Origin of the sequence: Pseudomonas oryzicola (genome assembly GCF_014269185.2) — a bacterium.
Taxonomy (GTDB): domain Bacteria; phylum Pseudomonadota; class Gammaproteobacteria; order Pseudomonadales; family Pseudomonadaceae; genus Aquipseudomonas; species Aquipseudomonas oryzicola.
Genome location: NZ_JABWRZ020000002.1, coordinates 498462 through 522029 on the forward strand (window position 1 = coordinate 498462; position 23568 = coordinate 522029).

Consider the following 23568-nt stretch of genomic DNA (forward strand, 5'->3'; position numbering starts at 1 on the left):
CTCAGCAGGCGGAAACTTTTTGTCATGAATACACCTGCCCTACGTATTACGCTGGTCAGCGAAACCTTCCCACCCGAAATCAATGGCGTGGCCAACACCCTTGGCCGCCTCAGCGAAGGCTTGTGCCAACGCGGCCACACGGTAGAGGTGGTGCGCCCGCGCCAGGCCGGTGAAGGGCCGCTGCACAACGACCCGGCCCTGATGCTATGCCGTGGCTGGCCATTGCCTGGCTACCCCGGTTTGCAGTGGGGCGAGGTGTCGATGCACAAGCTGTTGCGCCGCTGGCGTCGGCAACGCCCGGATGTGTTGTACATCGCCACCGAAGGGCCGCTGGGGCTCAGCGCACTGCGCGCCGCGCGACGCCTTGGAGTGGCGGTGGTCAGCGGCTTTCACACCAATTTCCCGCAGTATTCCGGCCAGTACGGGCTGGGCCTGCTGACGCGCGTGCTCACCCATTACCTGCGCTGGTTCCATCGGTGCACGACCACCACCCTGGTTCCCAGCCTCAGCCAGCGCCTGGAACTTGAACGCCGTGGTTTCGAACGCCTGGAACTGCTGGCAAGGGGGGTCGATGCCTGCCTGTTCAACCCGGCACGCCGCAGCCAGGCATTGCGCGACAGTTGGGGGCTTGGCCCGGACGATATCGCCGTGCTGCACGTCGGCAGGCTGGCGGTGGAAAAGAACCTGAGCTTACTGCGCCCATGCCTCGATGCTTTGCACAAGGCTTATCCACACAAGCACCTGCGCCTGATCGTGGTAGGTGATGGCCCGCAGCGCAGCACCCTCGGGCAGCAGCTACCCGATGCCGTGTTCTGCGGCGCCCAGCGCGGCGAAGTGCTGGCCGAGCACTATGCCAGCGGTGACCTGTTCCTGTTCCCAAGCCTGACCGAGACCTTTGGCAACGTGGTGCTCGAAGCCATGGCTTCGGGGTTGGCGGTGGTCGCCTATGACGAGGCGGCCGCAGCGCAGCATATTCGCCATGGCCACAGCGGTGCACTAGCCATGCCGGGGGACCAGACAGCATTTGTCGATGCAGCCTGCTGGCTGCTGGAAGAAACGGAAACCTTGCGCCGGGTGCGCCTGAATGCACGGCAGCATGCCAGCCGCCAGGGCTGGCCAGCGATTGTCGAGCAGTTCGAAGGCTATCTGTACAGCGCCTGCCGACAAACCAGCGCGGCAGCTGAGCAAGCTCAAGCAGCCACGCTCAGGGCCAAGCCAGGCTCAACGGCACCTCGGGGCTGAACCGCCGAGGCCGTAAAGCGGCCCCGGTTCAGGCGAGCGCCTTTTCGATGGCTTGCACCACCGCAGGATCATCCGGCGCCGTGCGCGGCGAGAAGCGCGCCAGCACCCGCCCGTCCTTGCCAACCAGGAACTTCTCGAAGTTCCAGGTGATGTCGCCGGGGAATTCGGCGCCCTCGCCCGCCAGCAGGCGATACAGCGAATGGCGATGTGGCCCGTTGACCTCAAGCTTTGCTCCCAGCGGGAAGCTCACCCCGTAATTGAGGCTGCAGAACTCCTGGATTTCCTTTTCACTGCCCGGCTCCTGGCCGGCAAACTGGTTGCACGGCAGGCCAAGCACATTGAAACCCTTGTCCTTGTAGTCCTGATAGAGATTTTCCAAAGCCTTGTATTGCGGTGTCAGGCCGCACTTGGAAGCTACGTTGACCACCAGCACCACTTGGCCCTTGAAGGGGGCGAGAGGCAGCTCCCCGCCGTTCAGCGCGTCCAGTTTCAGGTCGTGAAATGCACTCATGATGAATCCCTCTCAGGTTGCCGGTTGCCGCGCAGGCGAATTCCACCCATTAAAAAGGCGCCCGTCCAAGCCGTCCACCTCCCAAAGGAAGGCAAGTCGGCTTGCCCGAGCGCCTGGCGACTTTCTGAGCTTAGCGCAGAAAATCAGTGGTGATGGCCACCTTCACCGTGGATGTGACGGTGAGCGATTTCTTCGTCGCTGGCGTCACGCACGTTGACTACCTTGACCTGGAAGGTCAGGCGCTGGCCGGCCAGCGGGTGGTTGCCATCCACAGTGATGTCATCGCCGTCGATGTCGCGGATGGTGACGATCTGCATCTGGCCATCCGGCGCCGAAGCGTGGAACTGCATGCCCACTTCCAGCTCGTCGACGCCTTCGAACAGGCTGCGGTTCAGGGTGCTGACCAGCTCGGCCAGGTATTCACCGTAGGCGTCTTCCGGCTCGACGGAAACGTTCAGTTCGTCACCGGCCTGCTTGCCTTCCAGGGCTTTTTCCAGGCCCGGGATGATGTTGCCGGCACCGTGCAGGTAAACCAGCGGCGCGCCACCGGCGGAGCTGTCGATGGTCTCCCCGGCGTCGTTGGTCAGGGTATAGTCGATGGAGACAGCCTTGTTGGCGGCGATCAGCATGGGGCAAGACCTTTTGCAAAAGAATGTAGAGCGCACAAGTGTAACCAAGCCATCGTCCGATTGCGACCGCGCTGCGGATGAGCAGCGGCCCATCAGTCGGATCATCGGCTTTCACCAGGACGAAGAAGGCCATTGGGTGGCCGAACTGTCCTGCGGCCATACCCAGCATCTGCGCCACCAGCCGCCGTGGCAGGCTCGCCCGTGGGTGCTGGACCCGGCTCGGCGCGCGCAGCACATCGGCCAGCCTTTCGCTTGCGGCTGGTGCGCACAGGGGGCCGATAGCGCTACCCTTGGCCGCTAATTTCTTGCACCGCTTATTTCGAGAAGCACGCATGCAGACATTTTTCATTGCGCCGACCGACTTCGGTGTCGGCCTGACCTCCATCAGCCTGGGCCTGGTGCGCACCCTGGAGCGCGCCGGCCTGAAGGTTGGCTTCTTCAAGCCGATCGCCCAGCCGCACCCGGGTGACACTGGCCCCGAGCGCTCCACCGAACTGGTCGCCCGCACCCACGGCATCAAGCCCCCGGTACCGCTGAGCCTGGCCCACGTCGAACGGATGCTCGGCGAAGGCCAGCTGGACGAACTGCTCGAAGAAATCATCCGCCTGTACCAGCAAGCCTGCATCGGCAACGACGTAGTGGTGGTCGAGGGCATGGTGCCTACCCGCCACGCCAGCTATGCGGCACGGGTCAACCTGCACCTGGCCAAGAGCCTGGATGCCGAGGTGATCCTGGTATCGGCACCGGAAAACGAAGTGCTCAGCGAGCTGTCTGGCCGGGTCGAACTGCAGGCGCAGCTGTTCGGTGGTCCGCGGGACCCGAAAGTGCTCGGGGTGATCCTCAACAAGGTGCGCACCGACGAGAGCATGGCGGAATTCTCTACCCGCCTGCGCGAGCACTCGCCGCTGCTGCGCGGCGACGACTTCCGCCTGCTCGGCTGCATCCCCTACCAACCGGAACTGAACGCCCCGCGCACCCGCGACGTGGCCGAGCTGCTCGGTGCCCAGGTGCTCAACGCCGGCGACTACGAGCAGCGACGCATGAGCAGGATCATCATCTGCGCACGTACCGTGGCCAACACGGTGCCGCTGCTGACCTCGGGCACGCTGGTGGTCACCCCGGGCGACCGCGACGACATCATCCTCGCCGTCAGCCTCGCGGCGATCAACGGCGTACCGCTGGCAGGCCTGCTGCTGACCAGCGACAGCAAGCCTGACGCGCGCATCCTCGGTTTGTGCCGTGGCGCCCTGCAGGCCGGCCTGCCGATTCTGTCGGTCAGTACCGGCTCGTACGACACCGCCAACCAGCTCAACTCGCTGAACCGTGAAATCCCGGTGGACGACCGCGAGCGCGCCGAATTCATCACCGACTTCGTCGCCAGCCACCTCGACGCCGCCTGGTTGCACCAGCGTTGCGGAACTCCGCGCGAACTGCGCCTGTCGCCGGCAGTATTCCGCTACCAGCTGATCCAGCGGGCGCAGCAGGCCAACAAGCGCATCGTCCTGCCGGAAGGCGCCGAGCCACTGTTGGTACAGGCTGCGGCCATCTGCCAGGCCCGTGGCATCGCCCGCTGCGTGCTGCTGGCCAAGCCCGAGGAGGTCGACGCGGTGGCCCGCGCGCAGGGCATCACCCTGCCACCGGGCCTGGAAGTTCTTGACCCGGAACTGATTCGCGGGCGCTACGTGGAGCCGATGGTCGAGCTGCGCAAGAGCAAGAACCTCAACGCGCCAATGGCCGAGCAGCAACTGGAAGACCCGGTAGTGATCGGTACCATGATGCTGGCGCTGGATGAAGTGGATGGCCTGGTATCGGGCCTGGTGCACTCGACCGCCAACACCATCCGCCCGGCCCTGCAGCTGATCAAGACTGCACCGGGCTCGAGCCTGGTGTCGTCGGTGTTCTTCATGCTGTTCCCCGAGCAGGTGCTGGTGTACGGCGACTGCGTGATGAACCCGCACCCGAGCGCTGCCGAACTGGCCGAAATCGCCCGCCAGAGTGCCGAATCGGCGCAGGCCTTCGGCATCGCACCGCGCGTGGCGATGATCAGTTATTCAAGCGATTCGGCCAGCGATGAAGAAGTCGAAAAAGTGCGCGAAGCGACCCGCCTGGCGCAGGGGGCGGCACAGGAGCTGCTGATCGATGGGCCGTTGCAATATGACGCCGCAGCCAACCCGGCGATTGCGCGTGAGCTGGCGCCGGACAGCCCGGTGGCCGGGCGTGCCACGGTGTTCGTGTTCCCCGACCTGAATACCGGTAACACCACGCACAAGGCAGTGCAGCGCAGTACCGACGGGGTCAGCCTGGGGCCCATGCTGCAGGGGCTGCGCAAGCCGGTGAACGACTTGCCGCGTGGGGCCCAGGTAGACGATATCGTGCATACCATCGCCCTGACGGCGATTCAGGCCAGCGTGGCGCGCTAAAAGCTGGGGCCGCCTTGCGGCGGCCCCAAGGGTCGATCAGGGATACTGCTGAACCTGGCCTTGCTGGTCATACTGCTGGCCCGGAATCGGCTTCAGGTTCACTTCCACCCGACGGTTCTGCGCACGGCCATTGGCATCGGCGTTGCTGGCGATAGGCTGGTCCGGGCCCATGCCACGTACCGAAATACGCGAGGCGTCCACGCCCTGCGAAGTCAGGTAGGTGCTGACTGCCTGCGCGCGACGCTGGGACAGGTCCATGTTGTGCTGACGGCTGCCGGTGCTGTCGGTGAAGCCGACCACCTCGATGGTGTTCTGGTTGAACTGCTTGAACGAGTTGGCCAGGTTGTTCAGCGGCGAATAGAAGCTTGGCGCGATGTTGGCCGAGTCGGTGGCGAACGTGATGTTGCCCGGCATGATCAGCTTGATCTGGTCACCCTGGCGCTGCACTTCCACACCGGTGTTGGCCATTTGCGCACGCAGCTCGGCTTCCTGCTTGTCGGCGTAGTAGCCGTAACCGGCGGCGGCGGCACCCACGGCAGCAGCGCCGATCAGCGCACCCTTGCCGCGGTTGTTGTGGTCGATGGCGGCACCGGCAATAGCGCCGGCCAGCGCGCCCAGGCCACCGTACTTGGCGGTCTTGCTCATCCCTGTGGAACCCTGCGCCTGACCTTGGCTGTCATACGGGTTCTGGCCGGCACAGCCGGTCATCAGGGCAGCGGCGGTTGCGACGATAATCAGACGACGCATGGTGAACATGGACAAGCTCCTACTGAATTCATGAATGCGAGAGATCGCAAACGGATCTATGCCAGCCTTGGATTGCATAGGCAACGAAAAATTCCGTGAAAGTGCCTTCATGTGCCATCAGGCCCGCACGAAGGGGTTTTCGCGCATCTCGTCGCCCAGCCGGGTATCAGGCCCATGGCCGGTCACCACGACGGCCTCTTCATCCAGCCGGTACAGCCGCTCCTTGATCGAACGCACGATAGCCCGCTGGTCGCCGCCCCACAAATCGGTGCGGCCAATGCCGCGACGGAACAGGGTGTCACCGGCGATCAGCAGCTTGGCATCGGCAAACCAGAAACTCATCGAGCCCGGCGTGTGGCCTGGCGTATGCAGAGCCACGCCGCAGCCGCAGGCCAGCTCTTCGTCGTCATTCAGCCAGCGGTCTGGCGCCGGTACCGGGGTATATGGCACGCCGAACATCTGGCACTGCATTTCCAGGTTGTCCCACAGCGCCTGATCGCCCTTGTGCAGGTGCAGGGTGGCACCGGTCAACGCCTTGAGCTTGCCAGAGGCCAGGAAGTGATCGAAGTGCGCGTGGGTGTGGATGATGCTCACCAGCGTCAGGCCATGGGCCTGCAGGCGGGCCAGGATTTTCTCCGGGTCGCCGCCCGGGTCGACGACGATGGCCTTTCTACTCAGCGGGTCGCCAATCAGGGTGCAATTACATTGCAGAGGCCCTACGGGGAAGGTTTCGCGGATAAGCGCTGACGATGAATTCTGCATGGGAAATACGGAAGCTGGTAGATCGGAAGAGTTTGCACGCGTGCCAGTCCGAAATGCAAACCCAGCCAGTTTCAAGGCAAAAACAGTTTGAACAGCCCCCCGCCGAGCGCCCCGCCATTGGCGATCTCGATGCGCCCACGCACCCCGCCGCTTTCATGTAGCGCCGCGATGCGTGCGGCAAAGTAAAGGCCGAGGCCGGTACTGCCGGTGCTCGAGTCGATGCCCTGGATGAATTCCTCCTGGCGTTCGAGCATGCGCTGTGGATAACCTGGCCCGTCATCGTTGACGCAGATGGCCAGCTGGTTGTCGGCTTCCTCGATGGTGATCAGCAAGGCATGAGCGGCGAAGCGGGTGGCGTTGGTGATGACGTTGGCGACCACCGAAGCCACCAGTTCGCGGTCGAAGAAGCCCAGTGGGTTGTCGGTGTCGACGCGCCAGGTGGCGAGGATGTCCTTGTGCCTGAGCACTTCCTCGTGTGCGGCCAGCTGGGCTTCGATGAAGTCGTCCAGCTCGTGGTAGTCCGGGCACACCGGCAGCTGATTGACATCCAGTTTGTACAGCCCCAACAGCTGCACCAGCATGCCATTGAGGTGGCGAAACTCATGCTCCATCACCCCCTGCTCGGTACCACCGCGCAGTTCCTCGGGCAAGCGCTCCATCCACTGGTTGTGGGACTGGATCAGTGCCGACAGGGAATTCTTCAGGTCGTGCACGGTGGAGGCGATCACCGTGGAGAAATCCAGCCCTTTGCTGTCTTGATTCATGCGCCGAACACCCGAATGTGCAATTTGCGGTAACGGTCGTAACGGTTGTCGCTGGCGGGAATGCCGGCCACGCTGGTCAGGGCGTCGCGGCATTCCTGCATGATCGCGGGCTGGGGGTTTTCACCGCCGATGCGCAGCAGCGCCTGGGCGGTGTTCAAGGCGATACTGATGTTTTTCGGCTGCAAGCCCAACGCCTTGCGGAACAGCTGCAACGCCTCGCCGAGTTGCCCCCCCTGGTAACTGCGCACGCCTTGGCGATTGAGGCTGACGGCTTCGGTAATGGCGCTGAGCACGCTCGGGTCGCTGGTCAGCTTGCCCACCTTCTCCATGACCTTGGGGTCATCACCATAGCTTTCCACACAGCCCTTCAGCACGCCGATGGCGGCGGCTTCCTGGCCCATGGCCTGCAACTGTGCGGCGACAGTCAGGGCCGAATCGACCGAGAAGAACTGATTCATCTTGTCCAGCCGCTGGAGAGCCTGCTCGGTCAGTTTGGCCGCCGTTTCAGGGTCGCCGGCCTGCTGCAGGCTGGCGGCCTTCATCATGCGCGCGCGCACTTGCAGCCCCTGGTCCTCGGGGTTGTCCTTGGCCACCTCGCTGAGCGTGGCATTGATCTCGACCCGGGTGCGCGCATCCAGGCCAAAGCCGGAATTCTTGCTCATCAGCGACTGCACCAGGCCGAGGTTGTTCTCGGGGTCCTTGTAGCGCGAGCTCTGGCCCTGGTTCACCGCATGGCGAAACGCCTTCGACGCGCTTTCGAAGTCTTCGTTTTCCAATGCCAGCTTGCCCAGCGTCGACTGCCGGCGCACCGACAACGGCGATAGCCGCACGGCTTCTTCCAGCATGCTCTGGGCACGCCTGGTTTCGCCCTGGGCTACCAGCACCTCGGCCATGCCATCGTACAGGCTCGGCATGATCGGGAAGGCCTTGAGCGCCTGCTCGTACACCCCCTGCGCCTGGGCGTCCTGGCCACGCTTGTGCATCAGGCTGCCCAGTGCCGCGTACACCCACGGCTGCGGGCGGCTGGCGAGGATGGCCTTGAGAAATTTCTCCAGTTCCTCGAAGCGATTGAGATTGCGCAAGGCATCGGCCCGATAACGCAGGCACAGCGGCGCCAGGCGCGGGTCACGCTTGCACAGTTCGGCGCAGGCAGCCAGCACTTCGGCCGGGCGGTCGCGGTCCAGCGCCTGCAGGATCGGCTTCAGCAGGTTCTTGCGCTGGTACAGCTTCTCGACGCGCTGGGCCAGGCCAACCCGGTTGAACGGCTTGGTCAGGTAGGCATCGGGCTCGTGCTCGATGGCGCTGAGGACAATGGCCTGGCTGCTCTCGGCCGTGACCATGATGAATATGCACTCATGGCTGATGTGCTTGTCGAGGATCAGGTCTTCGAGCACCTGCTGGCCGTTCTTCTTGCCATCGCCCAGGTGAAAATCCTGCAGGATCACGTCATAGCGCTTCTGCGCGCACATGCGCAACGCCTGCTCGCCGCTGTCGGCAGTGTCCACATCACGCACACCCAGCTCGCGCAGCATGGACCGGGTCGACGTGCGAAAGTCGGTAAAGTCGTCGACGATCAGAAAGCTCTTTTGCCCGTACTGCAGCATCAACACGACCTGCCTTGGAATAATTGAAAAATCGCGCGAAGCGATGCCAGCGATAGCTGTATCGGCAGCTGGTCGGAAAAGATGAGGGTAGAGCATTGGCGGCCAGCGAGCCTGACCGCGGTCATGATGCTAGCGGGCAATGCCCTGCGCAGCCAGTTTCAGGCCAGCAGCCCCAGGGTTTTGGCCTTGGCCACCGCCTGGGTACGCCGCTCTACCCCCAGCTTGCTGTTGATATGACTGGCGTGGGTTTTCACCGTGTGCAGGGAAATGAACAACCGCTCGCTGATCTGCTGGTTGGAACAGCCTTGGGCAATCAGTTCGAGTACCGCCAACTCACGGCCGCTCAGCGCTTCGCCGCTACCGGTGCAGGGCATCTGTGGCAGGCGCTTGAGCAGCTCGGCCTGCACCGGGCAAGCGGCGCGTGCCTGCAAGTGTTCGTGAAGCCACTGCGGGTGCTGCTCCAGCAACGGCTGAAACGGTTGCAGCACGCCGCCACGGGCGGCTTCCAACAGCCTGGGCAACAATTGGGCGGCCTGCCCTTCCCGACCTGCGCCCAACAACAAGGCAAGCCATTGGCACAGGGCGTTGACGGCCAGCAGCATGCCGCCACTGGCCTGGCCGCGCTCGACCAGGCTGGCCAGGCGTTGCTCGGCGTCGTCGCCACGCGACTGGGTGCGTTCCAGCAACGCCTGCTGCAAGGCGATGTGCAGTGGCAGCAACGGGTGGAATTCCGGTGCCGCCGCCGGTTGTTCGCCGCCGTAGGTCTGGCCCAGGCGCAGCAACCAGGACTCGGCCAGGTCCAAGCGCCCCTGGGCCAGCCACAACTCGCACTTGACCAGGGTGATCATGGCCAGGTAGTAGACCGGCGGAACGTCCCAGATGTGCATCAGCCGCTCGGCCTCGGCCAGTTCGGCAAAGGCCTCGGCAAAGTGCCCTTCGCGGCCATCCAGTGTCGCGATCACGCAGTGGCCGATGAGCACGCTGATATCACGGCACGCCCGTGCCTCGCCCAGTCCTGCACGCAAGCGTGCACGGCCCTGAGCCGGTTGCAGGCGTGAGACCAGCAGGTAGCCCTCGTACAGGGTCAGGCGCGCGCGCACGGCATACAGGCGCTGCGCCGAGAGCCCTTGCAGGCGTTGCAGCCCCTGGCGCACTTCGTCCAGTGCCCGCAGCACCTCGCCACGGGCGTGCAGCACCCGTGCGCGGTCATAATGGGCCAGGGCCTCGAACAAGGGGTTGCCGACGCGCTGCGCCAGTTCCAGGGCCTCGCGGTTCCAGCCACGGGCGCGCCAGAAATCGCCATCGGCAATCGCCAGGTTGGACAATGTCGACAGGCACACCAGGCGCTGCCCATAGCGCTTGCTCGGCAGGCTTTGCAGCGCTTCAGCGCAATAGGCCAGGGTGCGCTCGCGGTCGCCTCGGCCACGGGCGATCACACCACTGAGCGCCAGCCACTGCGCCAGCATGGACCTTTGCGCGGTTGCCGAAGGCGCCGGCAGGAAGCGGCTGAGGTAGCCTGCCAGTTCCTCGGCCGCGTCCAGTTGGCAGGCCAGGCCCAACGCCCAGCTGTACAGTACGATCAGCCGCGGCGTGCTGATCAACAGGCTGTCGGGCAGGTCCATCTTCCAGCGCAGCAACATGCCGACGTTCTGTTCGGCCAGTAACTGCTCCTCGGACAGGCTCTGCACCAGGTTGGCGGCGACATCCAGGTGGCCGGCACGCAGGGCTTGCTCCACCGCTTCATCCAGCAGGCCCTGGCTTTCGAACCAGCGGCTGGCGCGCAATTGCAGCGCTGCCAGCGGCTGGCTGGCCTGGCGGCTGCGCAACAGGTCGGAGAACAAGTGGTGATAGCGAAACCAGTTGCCATGTTCGTCCAGCGGCACCAGGAACACCTGGTGTGCCTGCAGGAACTGCAGGATCGCGGCACTGTCGTGGCGGCCACGCACGGCATCGCACAGCGGGGCACAGAAGCGCTCCTGGCAGGCCGTGTCGTACAGGAAGGCCTGCACGTCGACGGGTAGCCTGTCGATGACTTCTTCCAGCAGGTAGTCGCGGATCAGGCCTTCGCCGCCATGCAATGCCTGGGGCAGGGCCTGCTCGTCAGACGACTCGCTGGCCGCCAACTGCCAGAAGCGCAACCCGGCCACCCAGCCGTCGCTGCGCTGGATCAGGTTGTCCAGGGCCTGGCCACGCAGGCCGGTGGGCTGACGGCCGATCACTGCCAAGGACTCTTCAGCGGTCAGGCGCAGGTCCTGCTCATTGAGCTCGACCAGTTGCCGCGACAGGCGCAGACGCGCCAGGTGCCAGTCCGGGCGCTGGCGGCTGGTGACCAGCAGCACCAGGCCGGGCGGCAGGTGATTGAGGAAGAACTGCAGGCAACGGTCGAGCACCGGCCCTTGGGCCAGGTGGTAGTCATCCAGCACCAGCAACAGCGGCGTGTCGGTTTGCAGATACAGCGCCAGCTCGTCGAGCAGGCCATCGAGCCATTCCTCGAAGGCGAATGGCTGGTGGCGCTGGCGCATCTTCAGCAGGCCCATGGCCTGGCCGCCCAGCGCCGGGCAATACTGCTGCAAGCCTTCGAGCAGGCGTTCGAGGAAACGGCCAGGGTCGGCATCGCGCTGGCTCAGGCCCAGCCACAGGCTGCGCCAGTGTTCGGGTAGCGCCTCGCAAAATTCGATGGCCAGCGAACTTTTGCCGAACCCCGCAGGGGCGTTGACCAGCAACAGCCGCCCGCCGAGGCCGGCCTGCAGCCGCTCGCACAGACGCAGGCGCGGTACATGGCCGTCCGGCAAGGGCGGCCGGAAGAAACGCCCGCCCAGCAGGCCAAGGGCCTGGCTGGTGAATCCATGCATACGGGACAGATCTGTCATGGCCGGCTCGTTCTGGTTGGAAGACTACGGCGATATGGATGTTTGCGAGACTAGCGGGTAATGCTGCGCATTTGAAGATAATGGGCGCAGTTGGGCCGGAAAAGACTACGACAAAAAGCAACAACGCTGAAGGACAGGGGCTGGGGCGGGGGTTTGGTGAGGTATTCAGCAGGTTTATCGGCTGATCCGGCCTCTTGGCGGGCTTACCTGTAAAGAGGCCGGATCAGGCAAATAAAAACGCCCCGGCAAGCCGGGGCGTGGAACTACACAACCTAGCGAATACCCGACTGGCGCAATGCCGCTGGCTGGAAGTCCGCCTTGCTGGCACTGAAGCCAAAGTCGTAGGCGCGTTTCTCTTCGTTCTTCATGCCCAGGGCCAGGTAACGGCCCGACTGCAGGTCGTAGATAGCCTCCAGGGTGTACCACGGTACCTCCACGTTGTAGTACGGCTGGGCATGGGCCTCGGACACCCGCCACAGCTGGCCACGGCCGTCATACTGGTCGATTACCGCTGCCTGCCAGGTGTCTTCGTCGATGTAGAAGTCACGCTTGGCATAGATGTGCCGCTGGCCCGGCTTCAAGGTGGCGACCACATGCCACACGCGACGCAGCTCGTAACGCGCCAGGTCCTGGTTGATGTGCCCGGCCTTGATGATGTCGGTGTACTTGAGCTTGGGGTCGTCGAGCTTGAAGGCGTTGGAAGCGATGTACAGCTCCTTCTTGCCTTCGAGCTTCCAGTCATAGCGGTCTGGCGCGCCGTTGAACATGTCCAGGTTGTCCGAGGTACGCAGGCCATCGGCGGCGGTACCCGGGCCGTCATACGACACCTGCGGCGCCTGACGCACGCGGCGCTGGCCAGCGTTGTAGATCCACGCCTTGCGCGGTTCCTTCACCTGGTCGAGGGTTTCGTGCACCAGCAGCACGGTCCCTGCCAGGCGTGCAGGCGCAGTCACTTCCTGCTTGAAGTAGAACAGGATGTTGCCCGGGTTGTTCGGGTCGTAGTCCTTCATCCTTTCGCGGAAGACGAACTGGTCGGAGAAGTACACCGGGTTGAACGAGCCATTCTGCTGTGGGGTGGCCTGGGTCACCAGGCGGCTGACGCTGCCACCGCGGTAGCGGGTGATATGGTTCCAGATCACTTCCAGGCCGCTTTTCGGAATCGGGAACGGCACAGCGGTGCGGAAGTTGTTCAAGCCGTTGCCGCCTTCGACCAAAGTGGTCTTGGTGGCGTTTTCCTTGATGGCGGCGAACACGTCAGCCGGTACCGTGGAACCGCGATGGGTCTTGTATACCGGAATCTTGAAGGTGTCCGGGTAGCGCTTGAGCATGGCCAGCTGGCCCGGCGAGAGCTTGTCCTTGTACTGGTCGGCATTCTGCGCGGTGATGGTGAACAGCGGCTTTTCGCTGCCGTACGGGTCGGACAGGAAGCCCCTGCCGTCGGCGCTGCCGGCGCTCTTCGACAACGGCTCCCATGGGCCGATCGAACCGTCGGCGTTGCCGGCCTTTTCGGCGCCCATCGGGGTCAGGGTGCTGCCCAGCTTGGCCGCCTCGTCGGCGGATACCGCAGCCATGACGCTGGTCGCCAGCAGGGACAGGCCCAGTACACCGGCCTTCAGCAGACTTCTGGTCTTGTTCATGTCGTGTCGTCCTGGATCTGTATGCTTAGAAGTTCACGCCGAAGCTGAGCGCGACGAAGTCACGGTCATCCACGGTGGTGTACTCGCCATCGAAGAAGTTGGTGTACGACAGGCTTGCCGTGTAGGTGTTCTGGTACTCGGCGTCGAGGCCCAGGCTGACCGCCTTGCGGCCTTCCTCGAAGTTGGCGCCAGGGCCTGGCGAGTAGCCGGAAACGTCATGCGACCAGGCCACGCTGGGTTTCAGGTTGACCCCGGCGAAAACGTCGTTGTAGTCCCAGATGACCCGAGCGCGGTAACCCCAGGAAGTACTGGTGGTAAAGCCATCGTTCTCGCAGTTGCGAGACAGGTTGGCGGTAGAGGCTCCAGCGCCTGCGCCCGCGATGGTGCTGGCATTGAGCGCCTGGCAAGTATTGGCACCGCCGGTGGATGGCAGCGGGCCGGGGCCGAATACAGGGTCACGACCGTATCGGGTATCGTGTGCGCTCTCCAGGCCGCCGACATGAGTGATACCCACCTCACCGACCACCGTCATGCGGCTGGCGCCCATCACCTGGTCGAAGAAGTGCGTCAGGGTGGTCTGGAACTGCGTGATTTCCTTGCGGCGATAGCCGTGCAGGTCCTGCCCTGGCGTACCGCTCAGCAACGAAGCATTGCTCAAGGCGCCGCCAATCGGACGGACCCCGGCGAACAGGATATCCGTGGTATTGAGCTGCACGGGTGCGTTGGGGCGGTAGCTGAGTTCGCCGCTCCAGGCGGTCCCGGTGGGCAAAGTGGTGGAGAAGCTCAAGCCATAAAGGCGAATATCTTCGGGATACTCGACGAAGTACTCGGAATTGCCGGCCACGATCAGCGGTGCCAGCGCACGCAGTTGTGCAGGCAGGGCGCTCAACCCGCCAAACACGGAAGGCGGTGCACCTGTGGCGCTGAAGATTGGCGCACGGCTGTGGTAGTTCATGAAATAGGCGCCGAATTCGGTGTCCAGCGGCTCGAACATGTAGCGCATCGCTACGCCGAACTGGCCGCTGTCACGCGCATCGCGGTCAGCGCCACGGCGCACCATCACCCCCTCTTCGTTGATGTTCACGCCCCGGCTGGCCAGGAACTGCTGCGCCGCGCCCGGCACCGTACGGCTGCTGTTGAGCACACGCAGGTTGTCCGTACAGCCGTCGGCAATGATGTCCGGCTGCGAGAAGAAGGTGCCGCAGTTGTCGACAACCGTCTGGTCCCATTCGATCTGGTAGAAGGCCTCTGCCGACAGGTTGTCGGTCAGGCTTTGCGAAATGTAGAACATGTTGACCGGAATCAGGCCTTCCTTGATCTCGGCCCCCGGACGGCGGAACGCCGACACGTCGATCGGGTTGATCGAGTTGATGCCGCCACCGATGAAGGTACTTTCACCCCAGCTGACCACCTGCTTGCCCAGGCGTACCGAGCCCGGCTGATCGCCAATGGAATAGTTGTGGTAGACGAAGGCATCGAGCAGCTCCGCGCCGGACGACTTGGCGCCTTCCTTGCGGTTGGAGTCGCTGATGTCCTTGAACTCGCGGCCTTCGTCCTTGAGTTCGAAGTCGTACCAGTACTTGCCCCGCACGAACACACCGGTATCGCCGTACTTGAGCTCCAGGTCATGGATGCCTTTGAAGATCTTGGAGAAGGTTTCGCCCTTCTTGAAGTTCAGGTGGCCATCATCCGATGTCTGCGACAGGCCCTTGCCGCCGTTGTTCACCCCGATCAGGTTCTTGTTGGGGTTGGCCGTCGACCAGCTGGCGCCGATGGAGAGCGACGAGTCGAACTGGCCTTCGATTTCACCAATGTTGAAACTGACAGCGAAAGCAGGACTTGCGAGCGTGGAAGCAAGGCTGACGGCCAAGGGCAACTTGGCCCGGCGCCAGAACGGGTTTGCAGATTTCATCGACGCTACTCCATGTACTTTTTTTGTTATGGCAGTGAGTCCTTTCAAGAACGGCCCGAGCAACCGGATTGCAGGCTTGCGCCCGCGACGACACGGCTTGCACATGTCGCCTACCCCCATTCCTGAAAATCCCCTGGCCCCGACTATAGCCAGCAAGGCACAGGCGCTTGATCCCTCTAAAGTGTGATTTGCGCTCCGTGCTGCCAACGCGCAGCCGCGTGCTGTCGGTGGCGCGCTGGCGGTGCTAAAGGATGGCGTATTTCCGCCGTTTGGCAAGGCCAGACCGCTCTAGGGTGCGGGTCGCGTGCCAGGCAACGCGACCCGCAGGGCAGTTATAGCGTGGAAAGGAAGGCGCTGTTGCTGGCCTGCCACTGGACGATGTCCTGGCGGATGCGTTTCTTGTCGAGCTTGCCTACACTGGTCTTGGGAATTTCAGTAACAATGGCGATCTGGCTTGGAATCGCCCATTTATTGATATGCCCTTGCTCGACAAAGGGCTTGAGGTGCTCCTTGAGTGCCCTGGCGTCGATGGCCTGGCCTTCACGCACAACCAGCAGGGCAAACGGGCGCTCGCCCCATTGCGGGTCGGCCACCCCCACCACGGCCACTTCGCGCACGGCCGGGTGGCGGCTGATCAGGTCTTCCAGATCGAGCGAAGAAATCCACTCGCCGCCGGTCTTGATCACATCCTTGATGCGGTCGCGGATGTCGATGTAGCCCATGCCGTCCAGGGTGGCGACGTCACCGGTATGCAGCCAGCCCCCCTGCCACAGCTCCTCGCTCTTCTCCGGTTCCTTGAAATAGCCCAGGGTCAGCCACGGGGCACGCAGCACCAACTCGCCCTGGGTTTCGCCGTCAGCGGGCAGGAAGTTGCCATCGCCGTCGACTATCGCCGCCTCCACCAGCGGGACCGGCACGCCGGCCTTGATGCGATAGGTGACGCGCTCATCCTCGCTGCCGGCCTGCAGCTCGTCGTTCAGGTGGGCGGCGGAAATCAGCGGGCAGGTTTCCGACATGCCATACGCCGCCGTCAGCTGGATGCCGCGTGCCAGGGCGGCCTGGTACAGCGAACGGTTGAGCGCGCTGCCGCCAATGATGATCTTCCAGCCGCCGAAGCCTTGCCCCTGGGCGGTCGGGCAGTTGAGCAGCATCTGCAGGATGGTCGGCACGCAATGGGAGAACGTGACCTTTTCCTCACGCCACAGCTTGACCAGCATCTCCGGCTCGTAGCGCCCCGGGTAAACCTGCTTCATGCCAAGCATGGTGGCAACGTAGGGGATGCCCCAGGCGTGCACGTGGAACATCGGGGTGATCGGCATGTATACGTCGTCGCTGCCCATCAGGCGCACGCTGTCGATGCTGCCGGTCACCGAAGCTTCGGCCAGGGTGTGCAGCACCAGTTGCCGGTGGGTGAAGTACACACCTTTGGGGTTACCGGTAGTGCCCGTGGTGTAGAAAGTGGTGGCCACCGAATTTTCGTCGAAATCCGGGAAAGCGTAGTGCGGGCTGGCGGCGGCCAGCAATTGCTCGTATTCGCCGACCAGCCCGGGCAGCTCGGCGGTCTTGTCCGCGCCATCGGTCAGCAGCAGGGTCTTGTCGACAGTGGTCAATTGCCCGGCAATGGCCTGGTACAGGCCGACGAAGTCGCTGTTGACCAGCACCACGCGGTCTTCGGCATGGTTCATGGTGTAGAGGATCTGCTCAGGCGACAGGCGCACGTTGATGGTGTGCACAACCGCACCGATCATCGGGATGGCGAACATGCACTCCAGATAGCGGTGGCTGTCCCAGTCCATCACGGCCACGGTGTCACCCGCCTTCACCCCCGCCTCGGTCAGCACGTTGGCCAGGCGCGCGATGCGCTCGTTGAGCTGTGGATAGGTCAGCCGCAACTGGTCGCGGTAGACGATTTCGCGAGTCTTTTCATAGCGGCTGCCAGACATCAGCAGGCGTTTGATCAGCAGCGGGTAGGCATAGGCGCCCTCGGCGGGCTTGATGATGCGGGTCTGCAACATGGGTATCCCTTTTCGGAAAAGGCGGGCTGGGCAACTCTGGCAACTACTGTAGTCCGCCAATGTGACGGCCAAATCAGCCGAAGGAATGATTTGTGCGCCAAAGGTATGAGTGGCGGGCGTTGACGGGCGGTAACCGCGGGCTAGACACTGCGCCGACAGCTTCAGGATTTGAGGGCCCTTTCGCGGCCCAGAACACCGATCCCCTGCCCTGCCCCGGAGAGCCCCATGCCCAGCCCGCGTCGCGCCGTGTTTCTCGATCACCAGTCCCTGGACCTGGGCGATCTCGACCTCTCGCCCTTGAAGCAGCAGTTCGACGAATTCGAGCTCTACGCCGCCACCCGCCCGGACCAGGTCGCCGAACGCCTGCAGGGCGCGGTAGCGGTGGTCAGCAACAAGGTCATGCTCGACGCCGCGACGCTGGCCGCCAACCCGCAACTGCAACTGATCCTGATCGCCGCCACCGGTACCAACAATGTCGACCTGGCGGCGGCCCGTGCCCAAGGCATCACCGTATGCAACTGCCAGGGCTATGGCACACCGTCCGTGGCCCAGCACACCCTCGCCCTGCTGCTGGCACTGGCCACCCGCCTGTGCGACTACAACCAGGCGGTAGCCAACGGCCAATGGGCCAAGGCCAGCCAGTTCTGCCTGCTGGACTTCCCCATCGTCGAACTCGAAGGCAAGACCCTGGGCCTGCTCGGCCACGGCGAGCTGGGCGGCGCGGTGGCGCGGCTGGCCGAAGCCTTTGGCATGCGCGTGTTGAGCGGGCAGATCCCCGGCCGCCCGGAACGCTCCGACCGGCTGCCGCTGGACGAGCTGCTGCCGCACGTCGACGCCCTGAGCCTGCATTGCCCGCTGAACGAGCACACCCGGCACATGCTCGGTGCCCGCGAACTGGCCATGCTCAAGCCCAACGCACTGCTGGTCAACACAGCTCGCGGCGGCCTCATCGACGAGCAGGCGCTGGCCGATGCCCTGCGCAGCGGCCACCTGGGTGGCGCCGCCACTGACGTGCTGAGCGTGGAGCCGCCGATCAACGGCAATCCGCTGCTTGAACCCGGCATTCCGCGCCTGATCATCACCCCGCACAGCGCCTGGGGCGCAGTGGAGTCGCGCCAGCGCATCGTCGGCCAGCTGAGCGAGAACGCCCAGGCCTTCTTCGCCGGGCAGCCGCGCCGCGTGGTCAGCTGAGCGCGGCGCCCGGCTCTGCTACACTGCGCCACTTTTTCAGGAGGCGTCGTCCATGGACCCGCGCAGTGAAGTGTTGCTCCGCCAGGCAGAGCTGTTCCAGGGGCCGCTGCTGGTCGCCGGCGCCCCAGCCGACGGCCTGCTCGGCCAGTTGCCCCAGGCCCAGGCATGGACTTGGCATGCCGGCGATCAGGGCATGCTCGAAAGCCGTTACGCCGGCCGTAGCCACTACGGGGTCGAGCCGCCGGAGGTGGCTTTCGACAGTGCCGTACTGTTCCTGCCCAAGTCCCGCGAACTGGCGGCCTACCTGCTCAATGCCCTGGCATCGCGCCTGGGCGGCCGCGACCTGTACCTGGTCGGCGAGAAACGCGGTGGCATCGAAGGCGCAGCCAGGCAGCTGCAGGCGTTCGGCAAACCGCGCAAACTCGACAGCGCCCGCCATTGCCAGCTGTGGCAAGTAACCATCGCCCAGGCGCCAGAAGCCAAACCCCTGGCAAGCCTGGCCGAACGCTTCGAACTCGCTCTGGAAGACGGCCCGTTGCACGTGGTCAGCCTGCCCGGGGTGTTCAGCCATGGGCGTCTCGATCGCGGTACTGCCCTGCTGCTCAAGCACCTCGATGGCCTGCCGAGCGGGCATGTGCTGGACTTCGGCTGCGGCGCCGGGGTGCTCGGCGCCACGGTCAAACGCCGTTATCCGCAAAGCCGCGTGACACTGCTGGACGTGGATGCCTTCGCCGTGGCCGCCAGCCGCCTGACCCTGGCGGCCAATGGCCTGGAAGGCGAAGTGATCAGCGGCGACGGCATCGACGCGGCACCCACCGAGCTAAGCCTGATCCTGAGCAACCCGCCGTTCCACAGCGGGGTTCACACCAACTACCAGGCCTCGGAAAACCTGCTGAAAAAATCCGCAATTCATCTGCGAAAAGGTGGTGAAATGCGCCTGGTCGCCAACAGCTTCCTGCGCTACCAACCGCTGATCGAAGGTGCGCTGGGCAACTGCCAGGTGCGCGACGAAGCCGACGGGTTTCGCATCTACCGGGCAACACGTGGATAAAAACAGCGCTTGCCGAATGCGTTTTGCCTAGGCAGAATCCGCACCGTCCTAGGGGAGTAGTCTCCCGCGAGCGCCCAGCTCGCCCGGTGCGCGTCAACATACTTGGTCCACAGACCATGGCGCGTGCGACCCACCATGCAGCCTGCATGGCGAGATCCGCATAGACGGATCCAGGGGTTTGACAAGACCTATGACACGCACACCTTACCCGGGGCGGGGAGGCTGTACGTGTCATAGCCGTGTCGACCCGCCCCCGTAGGAATCCTGATGCTGGAATCTCTGTTGGTCCCCACCGCAATCGTTGCGCTCGCCGAAATTGGTGACAAGACGCAACTGCTCGCGCTCATTCTCGCTGCCCGCTTCCGCAAGCCATGGCCAATCATCGCCGGCATCATCGCGGCGACCCTGGCCAATCATGCTGCGGCCGGTGCCGTGGGAGCGTGGGTCGGCAGCTTCTTCAGCGATTCGGCTTTGCACTGGGTGCTGGCCGCGAGCTTTACCGCCACTGCACTGTGGACCCTGGTGCCGGACAAGATGGATGATGACGAGAGCCCCGCGCGCCGCTTCGGGCCGTTCCTGACGACGCTGATCGCGTTCTTCCTGGCAGAAATCGGTGACAAGACCCAGGTCGCCACGGTGATGCTGGCAGCTCAGTATCCGCACCTGATCATGGTCATCATCGGCACTACCCTGGGCATGCTGATTGCCAACGTACCGGTGGTGCTGGCAGGTAATTTCGCAGCCGACAAACTGCCGCTGACGCTGATCCGTCGCCTGGCGGCGACGGCGTTCTTCGTGCTGGCGATCGTGGCCGTTTATTCGGCGATGAAGGCCAGTGGCTGGGTGGGATAACCTGGAAGGCGGGGCCGCTTCGCGGCCCCATGACCAGCAATTACTTCCTGGCCGCCTGATACAGCGGCATCACCTTCGGAATCGCCGCCTGCAGCGAAGCGATACGGCTCTCCGACGCCGGGTGGGTGCTCATGAACTCGGGCGGTGCACCTTCGGAAGCCTTGGTCATCTTGTTCCACAGGGTGATCGCGGCATTCGGGTCGTAACCGGCACGTGCCGAGAGCTCCAGGCCAATCAGGTCGGCCTCGTTTTCGTTGGCCCGGCTGTTGGGCAGGGTCATGGCATAGTTCACCACGGTGTCGGCCAGGGCCATGCTGCTCTGGCCCAGACCAAAGATGGCACCAGCACCCTGGCGGGCCATTTCCACACCGTACGCCTTGGACATTGCCTCGCGGCTGTGTTCACGCAAGGCGTGGGCGATCTCGTGGCCGACCACCGCCGCGATTTCCGCGTCGGTGAGCTTGAGCTGGTCGATCAGCCCGGTATAAACGATGATCTTGCCACCCGGGCCGCAGTTGGCGTTGAGTTCATCGCTCTTGATCACGTTGACCTGCCAGTCCCACTGCGCGGCGTCCGGACGGAACTTGGGTGTCTGAGCGATCAGGCGGTTGGCGATGGCCTGCACGCGCTTGGCATCGGCGCTGGACTTGTCGAGCACACCCTTGCTGGACGCCTCGCCGAGGGTCTGCTGGTACGACTGGGCGTACATCTGGTTGACCTCATCGGCCGAAAGCATGCTGAACATGTATTGCTGGCGTTCGACGCCGACAGCACCGCCGCTGGTGGTATTCACCGCCTGGCAGCCGGCTAGCAGGATGCCAGCACTCAACAGGCTGACGACAAAAGACTTACGCATGAAAACACTCCCTTTCCTACATGCGCCGTATCCTAGGCTGACTGGCCTGTGGGCCGCCATAGCCGTAGAGAAGATTTCACACTGAAGCCCGAAAACTCGGGGTGCAGACAGGCCATCAGGCCGGGGTCAGGCACTCCGGGGCGTCCAGCTTCGGATCATTGACAAAGTTGGCCAATGCCCGCTCACGCAACTGTGCCGACGGGCTGGCCAGCAGCTCGTGCAGGCGCGTCAGTGGCGTGCCCGGGTCAAGCCAGGCCGCCTGCCCTGCTTCGTCCAGGATCAGCGGCCGGCGCTGGTTCATTGCCGCCTGGGTCACCACTGCACAGCTCAGCCACACTTGGTCCTGCACCGGGTAAGCCTCCCACACGGCGGCGAAGTATAGCGATGCGCCCTCCCCTGGGGTCAACCAATACGGGCGCTTGCGCACACTGCCACGCCATTCGTAGAAACCGTTGGCCGGCATCAGGCAGCGCCGCTGGCGGAACGCATCGCGAAACATCGGCTGTTCGGCCAGCGTCTCGGCGCGGGCATGGGCAGGGGTGCGGGACAGGTCGGTGAGCCAGGCCGGGGTCAGCCCCCAGCGCGCCTTGGCCAGTTGCAACTGGCCGTCCAACTGGCGCTGGATCAGCACCGAAGCTCCGGGCGAGATGTTCCATTGAGCCGGTTGCCCGGCAGGAAAGCCCGGTAGGCAGGTCAGCGCCTGGGGCCAGCGAAACAGCGCGTAACGTCCACACATGGGCGAATTCAGAACCTAGCAGATCAAGGTACCGGGGAAACTCTCCGGTTCGTCGCCAACCAGTGGCTGGGCGTCATTGTACGCATCGATCAGCTGTCGTGCGTATTCGGCCTGCTCATCGACCACAGCCAGCCCCAACAGGCCTTGCAGGGGCAGTTCACCGGCGGCACCAACCAGGTCACGGCCAACCACGTGCACCTCGACCCCTTCGCTGGCGAGCATACCCGCCAGCATTTCCGCCTCGAGCAGGCTTTCCGGTTCGTAGATGCGCTGCATCAGGTGTCATCCTCACGGCGGACTTCGAGCAACCATTCGTCACCATGCACCTGCAGAATGCACACCACAGGCTGGCAACACACCTGGCAATCCTCGGTATAGACCTGGTCGCCAGCAGACAGGTCGACGGTAGTTTCCACCCGTTCGCCACAATAAGGGCAATCGTAGAAGTCGGTTTCCAGCATCGCGGTCTCCGCAGTGACTTATGCGTATAATTGCCGGTCTGTTTACAGGGCCTGCGTGCGTCCGAGCCGTTTTTCGGAGCCCGTCCCTACCTTATTACCCTAGCCGTTTCCAACAAGAGAGCATGATGGGCGAATTCGATGCCATCCGACCGTACGACGACGCTGAGGTCCCTGCCGTTCTGGCACGCCTGCTCAGCGACCCGGCATTCCTCGATATCCTCACGCACTTCCGCTTCCCGCGTGCGGCCGGCGCCCTGGGCTGGCTGCTCAAGCCGCTGATCGCCCGCCGCCTGCGCAAGGAATTCGCCGGTGTTACCTGTGTCTCGACCTTGCAGGACAAAGTCGAGTACTACGTCGACCAGACCATCGATCGCGCTACCGACGGCGTCACCTACTCTGGCGTCGAGCAGCTCAAGGCCGGCACTGCCTATCTGTTCCTGGCCAACCACCGCGACATCGTCATGGACCCGGCCTTCGTCAACTACGCGGTGTACCACGCTGGCCTGCCCACGCCGCGCATCGCCATCGGTGACAACCTGCTGCAGAAACCCTTTGTCAGCGACATGATGCGCCTGAACAAGAGCTTCATCGTGCACCGTTCTATCAGTGGGCGGCGCGAGAAACTGGCCGCCTACCAGTTGCTTTCGGCGTACATCAACCACTCGATCCGCAACGACGTTACGTCGATCTGGATCGCCCAGGCCGAAGGCCGTGCCAAGGACGGTGACGATCGCACCGATTCGGCGATCCTCAAGATGTTCCACATGAGCCGCAAGGACGAACCGTTCGGCGCAGTGATCCAGAGCCTGAACCTGACGCCGGTGTCGATCAGCTACGAATACGACCCGTGCGACCAGGCCAAGGCCCGCGAGCTCTATATCCGCGCCACCACCGGCACCTACAAGAAGGCACCGGGCGAGGACGACAACAGCATCGCCAAGGGTATTACCGGCTACAAAGGCAGGGTACATATCAATTTCGCCCCACCGGTGACCGAGTACTACGAGGACACCAAGCAACTGGCCGCGGAAATCGACCGTCAGATCCTCGGTGGCTACCGGCTGTTCCCGGTCCATTACCTGGCGTATGCGATGTGGGACGGCAAGGATGAGTCGTTGCAGGTGCCGAATGCCGAAAAGGTATTCCCGGCTGATGAACTGGCCCGCGCCAGGGAGGAATGGCAACGCCGCCTGGAGGCTTGCCCTGAAGAGCAGCGGCCGTACCTGGTGTTGCAGTATGCGACGCCGGTGCGTAACCAGTATCAGGTCAGGCAGCAGGCATCGGTTGCCTGATGGCACGCCGGGGCTG

At 63.7% G+C, this 23568-nt stretch carries 21 protein-coding genes and 1 riboswitch; of the genes, 7 read left to right on the forward strand and 14 right to left on the reverse strand.

Annotated features, from left to right (window positions below):
• Positions 1-24 precede the first annotated feature (24 nt).
• The gene (locus tag HU760_RS20420) at positions 25-1242 is read left to right on the forward strand and encodes a glycosyltransferase family 4 protein (RefSeq protein ID WP_186673648.1); all 1218 of its coding nucleotides are present in this window, start codon (positions 25-27) and stop codon (positions 1240-1242) included.
• Between the two features lie 28 nt (positions 1243-1270).
• Here HU760_RS20420 and HU760_RS20425 read toward each other — a convergent pair whose 3' ends face one another.
• Positions 1271-1753, reverse strand: a complete 483-nt coding sequence (locus HU760_RS20425) for a glutathione peroxidase (RefSeq protein ID WP_170028290.1) — start codon at positions 1751-1753, stop codon at positions 1271-1273.
• Between the two features lie 143 nt (positions 1754-1896).
• Positions 1897-2382: an FKBP-type peptidyl-prolyl cis-trans isomerase gene (locus HU760_RS20430; RefSeq protein WP_170028289.1), complete on the reverse strand. Its 486-nt coding sequence runs from the start codon at positions 2380-2382 to the stop codon at positions 1897-1899.
• On the opposite strand from HU760_RS20430, the gene HU760_RS20435 reads away from it, so the two are divergent.
• Together HU760_RS20435 and pta are read left to right on the forward strand one after the other, a co-directional pair.
• A complete protein-coding gene (locus tag HU760_RS20435; RefSeq protein ID WP_186674047.1) occupies positions 2381-2683 on the forward strand; it encodes a DUF3565 domain-containing protein in 303 nt (100 codons plus the stop codon). The two genes, HU760_RS20430 and HU760_RS20435, sit on opposite strands and share 2 nt — an antisense overlap.
• A 31-nt stretch (positions 2684-2714) precedes the next feature.
• Entirely contained in the window at positions 2715-4802 is a 2088-nt protein-coding gene (pta, locus tag HU760_RS20440) for a phosphate acetyltransferase (RefSeq protein WP_186673656.1), read from the forward strand.
• A 36-nt stretch (positions 4803-4838) separates the two neighbouring features.
• On the opposite strand, the gene HU760_RS20445 is transcribed toward pta, so the two are convergent.
• The 8 genes from HU760_RS20445 to HU760_RS20480 form a co-directional block, all read right to left on the reverse strand.
• A complete protein-coding gene (locus HU760_RS20445) occupies positions 4839-5558 on the reverse strand; it encodes a YiaD family glycine zipper/OmpA-like lipoprotein (RefSeq protein WP_170028287.1) in 720 nt (239 codons plus the stop codon).
• Positions 5559-5666: 108 nt separating this feature from the next.
• On the reverse strand, positions 5667-6311 hold the full coding sequence (locus HU760_RS20450) for an MBL fold metallo-hydrolase (protein ID WP_186673658.1): 645 nt from the start codon (positions 6309-6311) through the stop codon (positions 5667-5669).
• Between the two features lie 71 nt (positions 6312-6382).
• Positions 6383-7075: a sensor histidine kinase gene (locus HU760_RS20455; RefSeq protein ID WP_186673660.1), complete on the reverse strand. Its 693-nt coding sequence runs from the start codon at positions 7073-7075 to the stop codon at positions 6383-6385.
• A complete protein-coding gene (locus HU760_RS20460; protein WP_186673674.1) occupies positions 7072-8679 on the reverse strand; it encodes a response regulator in 1608 nt (535 codons plus the stop codon). The genes HU760_RS20455 and HU760_RS20460 overlap by 4 nt, the downstream gene beginning before the upstream one ends.
• 158 nt (positions 8680-8837) lie before the next feature.
• Complete coding sequence (locus HU760_RS20465) at positions 8838-11549, reverse strand: winged helix-turn-helix domain-containing protein (RefSeq protein ID WP_186673676.1); 2712 nt, start codon at positions 11547-11549, stop codon at positions 8838-8840.
• 272 nt (positions 11550-11821) lie between these two features.
• A complete protein-coding gene (locus tag HU760_RS20470) occupies positions 11822-13186 on the reverse strand; it encodes a DUF1329 domain-containing protein (protein ID WP_186673678.1) in 1365 nt (454 codons plus the stop codon).
• Positions 13187-13211: 25 nt separating this feature from the next.
• Positions 13212-15098 carry a DUF1302 domain-containing protein gene (locus tag HU760_RS20475; RefSeq protein ID WP_186673680.1) on the reverse strand — a complete coding sequence of 629 codons (1887 nt, stop codon included), beginning with the start codon at positions 15096-15098 and terminating at the stop codon, positions 13212-13214.
• 332 nt (positions 15099-15430) lie between these two features.
• Positions 15431-17113 (reverse strand): fatty acid--CoA ligase, encoded by a 1683-nt coding sequence (locus HU760_RS20480; RefSeq protein WP_186673682.1) that lies wholly within the window; start codon positions 17111-17113, stop codon positions 15431-15433.
• A gap of 225 nt (positions 17114-17338) precedes the next feature.
• Between HU760_RS20480 and HU760_RS20485 the strand changes: the two genes are divergently transcribed.
• The 3 genes from HU760_RS20485 to HU760_RS20495 all read left to right on the forward strand — a co-directional run bounded on the left by HU760_RS20485 (position 17339) and on the right by HU760_RS20495 (position 20207).
• Positions 17339-18304, forward strand: a complete 966-nt coding sequence (locus tag HU760_RS20485) for a 2-hydroxyacid dehydrogenase (RefSeq protein WP_186673683.1) — start codon at positions 17339-17341, stop codon at positions 18302-18304.
• A 52-nt stretch (positions 18305-18356) separates the two neighbouring features.
• A complete protein-coding gene (locus HU760_RS20490; RefSeq protein ID WP_186673686.1) occupies positions 18357-19355 on the forward strand; it encodes a methyltransferase in 999 nt (332 codons plus the stop codon).
• A 39-nt stretch (positions 19356-19394) separates the two neighbouring features.
• A riboswitch (yybP-ykoY riboswitch) is annotated at positions 19395-19535 on the forward strand.
• An 87-nt stretch (positions 19536-19622) separates the two neighbouring features.
• Positions 19623-20207, forward strand: coding sequence for a TMEM165/GDT1 family protein (locus HU760_RS20495; protein WP_186673688.1), 585 nt, complete (start codon positions 19623-19625; stop codon positions 20205-20207).
• A 40-nt stretch (positions 20208-20247) separates the two neighbouring features.
• On the opposite strand, the gene HU760_RS20500 is transcribed toward HU760_RS20495, so the two are convergent.
• From HU760_RS20500 to HU760_RS20515, 4 genes are all read right to left on the reverse strand, one after another.
• Positions 20248-21063: a M48 family metallopeptidase gene (locus HU760_RS20500; RefSeq protein WP_186673690.1), complete on the reverse strand. Its 816-nt coding sequence runs from the start codon at positions 21061-21063 to the stop codon at positions 20248-20250.
• Between the two features lie 115 nt (positions 21064-21178).
• Positions 21179-21799 (reverse strand): SOS response-associated peptidase, encoded by a 621-nt coding sequence (locus tag HU760_RS20505; RefSeq protein WP_186673692.1) that lies wholly within the window; start codon positions 21797-21799, stop codon positions 21179-21181.
• 15 nt (positions 21800-21814) lie between these two features.
• Positions 21815-22075: a putative signal transducing protein gene (locus HU760_RS20510; protein ID WP_186673694.1), complete on the reverse strand. Its 261-nt coding sequence runs from the start codon at positions 22073-22075 to the stop codon at positions 21815-21817.
• Positions 22075-22260 carry a CPXCG motif-containing cysteine-rich protein gene (locus tag HU760_RS20515; protein WP_170028275.1) on the reverse strand — a complete coding sequence of 62 codons (186 nt, stop codon included), beginning with the start codon at positions 22258-22260 and terminating at the stop codon, positions 22075-22077. The genes HU760_RS20510 and HU760_RS20515 overlap by 1 nt, the downstream gene beginning before the upstream one ends.
• A 122-nt stretch (positions 22261-22382) precedes the next feature.
• Between HU760_RS20515 and HU760_RS20520 the strand changes: the two genes are divergently transcribed.
• Positions 22383-23552 (forward strand): 1-acyl-sn-glycerol-3-phosphate acyltransferase, encoded by a 1170-nt coding sequence (locus HU760_RS20520; protein ID WP_186673702.1) that lies wholly within the window; start codon positions 22383-22385, stop codon positions 23550-23552.
• Positions 23553-23568 lie beyond the last annotated feature (16 nt).

Coding starts and splice junctions, on each gene's coding strand:
- HU760_RS20480 (WP_186673682.1), bottom strand. CDS start 17,113: ATGTTGCAGACCCGCATCATCAAGCCCGCCGAGGGCGCCTATGCCTAC.
- HU760_RS20445 (WP_170028287.1), bottom strand. CDS start 5,558: ATGTTCACCATGCGTCGTCTGATTATCGTCGCAACCGCCGCTGCCCTG.
- HU760_RS20455 (WP_186673660.1), bottom strand. CDS start 7,075: ATGAATCAAGACAGCAAAGGGCTGGATTTCTCCACGGTGATCGCCTCC.
- HU760_RS20450 (WP_186673658.1), bottom strand. CDS start 6,311: ATGCAGAATTCATCGTCAGCGCTTATCCGCGAAACCTTCCCCGTAGGG.
- HU760_RS20520 (WP_186673702.1), top strand. CDS start 22,383: ATGATGGGCGAATTCGATGCCATCCGACCGTACGACGACGCTGAGGTC.
- HU760_RS20420 (WP_186673648.1), top strand. CDS start 25: ATGAATACACCTGCCCTACGTATTACGCTGGTCAGCGAAACCTTCCCA.
- pta (WP_186673656.1), top strand. CDS start 2,715: ATGCAGACATTTTTCATTGCGCCGACCGACTTCGGTGTCGGCCTGACC.
- HU760_RS20510 (WP_186673694.1), bottom strand. CDS start 22,075: ATGCAGCGCATCTACGAACCGGAAAGCCTGCTCGAGGCGGAAATGCTG.
- HU760_RS20515 (WP_170028275.1), bottom strand. CDS start 22,260: ATGCTGGAAACCGACTTCTACGATTGCCCTTATTGTGGCGAACGGGTG.
- HU760_RS20435 (WP_186674047.1), top strand. CDS start 2,381: ATGGGGCAAGACCTTTTGCAAAAGAATGTAGAGCGCACAAGTGTAACC.
- HU760_RS20500 (WP_186673690.1), bottom strand. CDS start 21,063: ATGCGTAAGTCTTTTGTCGTCAGCCTGTTGAGTGCTGGCATCCTGCTA.
- HU760_RS20485 (WP_186673683.1), top strand. CDS start 17,339: ATGCCCAGCCCGCGTCGCGCCGTGTTTCTCGATCACCAGTCCCTGGAC.
- HU760_RS20495 (WP_186673688.1), top strand. CDS start 19,623: ATGCTGGAATCTCTGTTGGTCCCCACCGCAATCGTTGCGCTCGCCGAA.
- HU760_RS20460 (WP_186673674.1), bottom strand. CDS start 8,679: ATGCTGCAGTACGGGCAAAAGAGCTTTCTGATCGTCGACGACTTTACC.
- HU760_RS20470 (WP_186673678.1), bottom strand. CDS start 13,186: ATGAACAAGACCAGAAGTCTGCTGAAGGCCGGTGTACTGGGCCTGTCC.
- HU760_RS20430 (WP_170028289.1), bottom strand. CDS start 2,382: ATGCTGATCGCCGCCAACAAGGCTGTCTCCATCGACTATACCCTGACC.
- HU760_RS20425 (WP_170028290.1), bottom strand. CDS start 1,753: ATGAGTGCATTTCACGACCTGAAACTGGACGCGCTGAACGGCGGGGAG.
- HU760_RS20465 (WP_186673676.1), bottom strand. CDS start 11,549: ATGACAGATCTGTCCCGTATGCATGGATTCACCAGCCAGGCCCTTGGC.
- HU760_RS20490 (WP_186673686.1), top strand. CDS start 18,357: ATGGACCCGCGCAGTGAAGTGTTGCTCCGCCAGGCAGAGCTGTTCCAG.
- HU760_RS20475 (WP_186673680.1), bottom strand. CDS start 15,098: ATGAAATCTGCAAACCCGTTCTGGCGCCGGGCCAAGTTGCCCTTGGCC.
- HU760_RS20505 (WP_186673692.1), bottom strand. CDS start 21,799: ATGTGTGGACGTTACGCGCTGTTTCGCTGGCCCCAGGCGCTGACCTGC.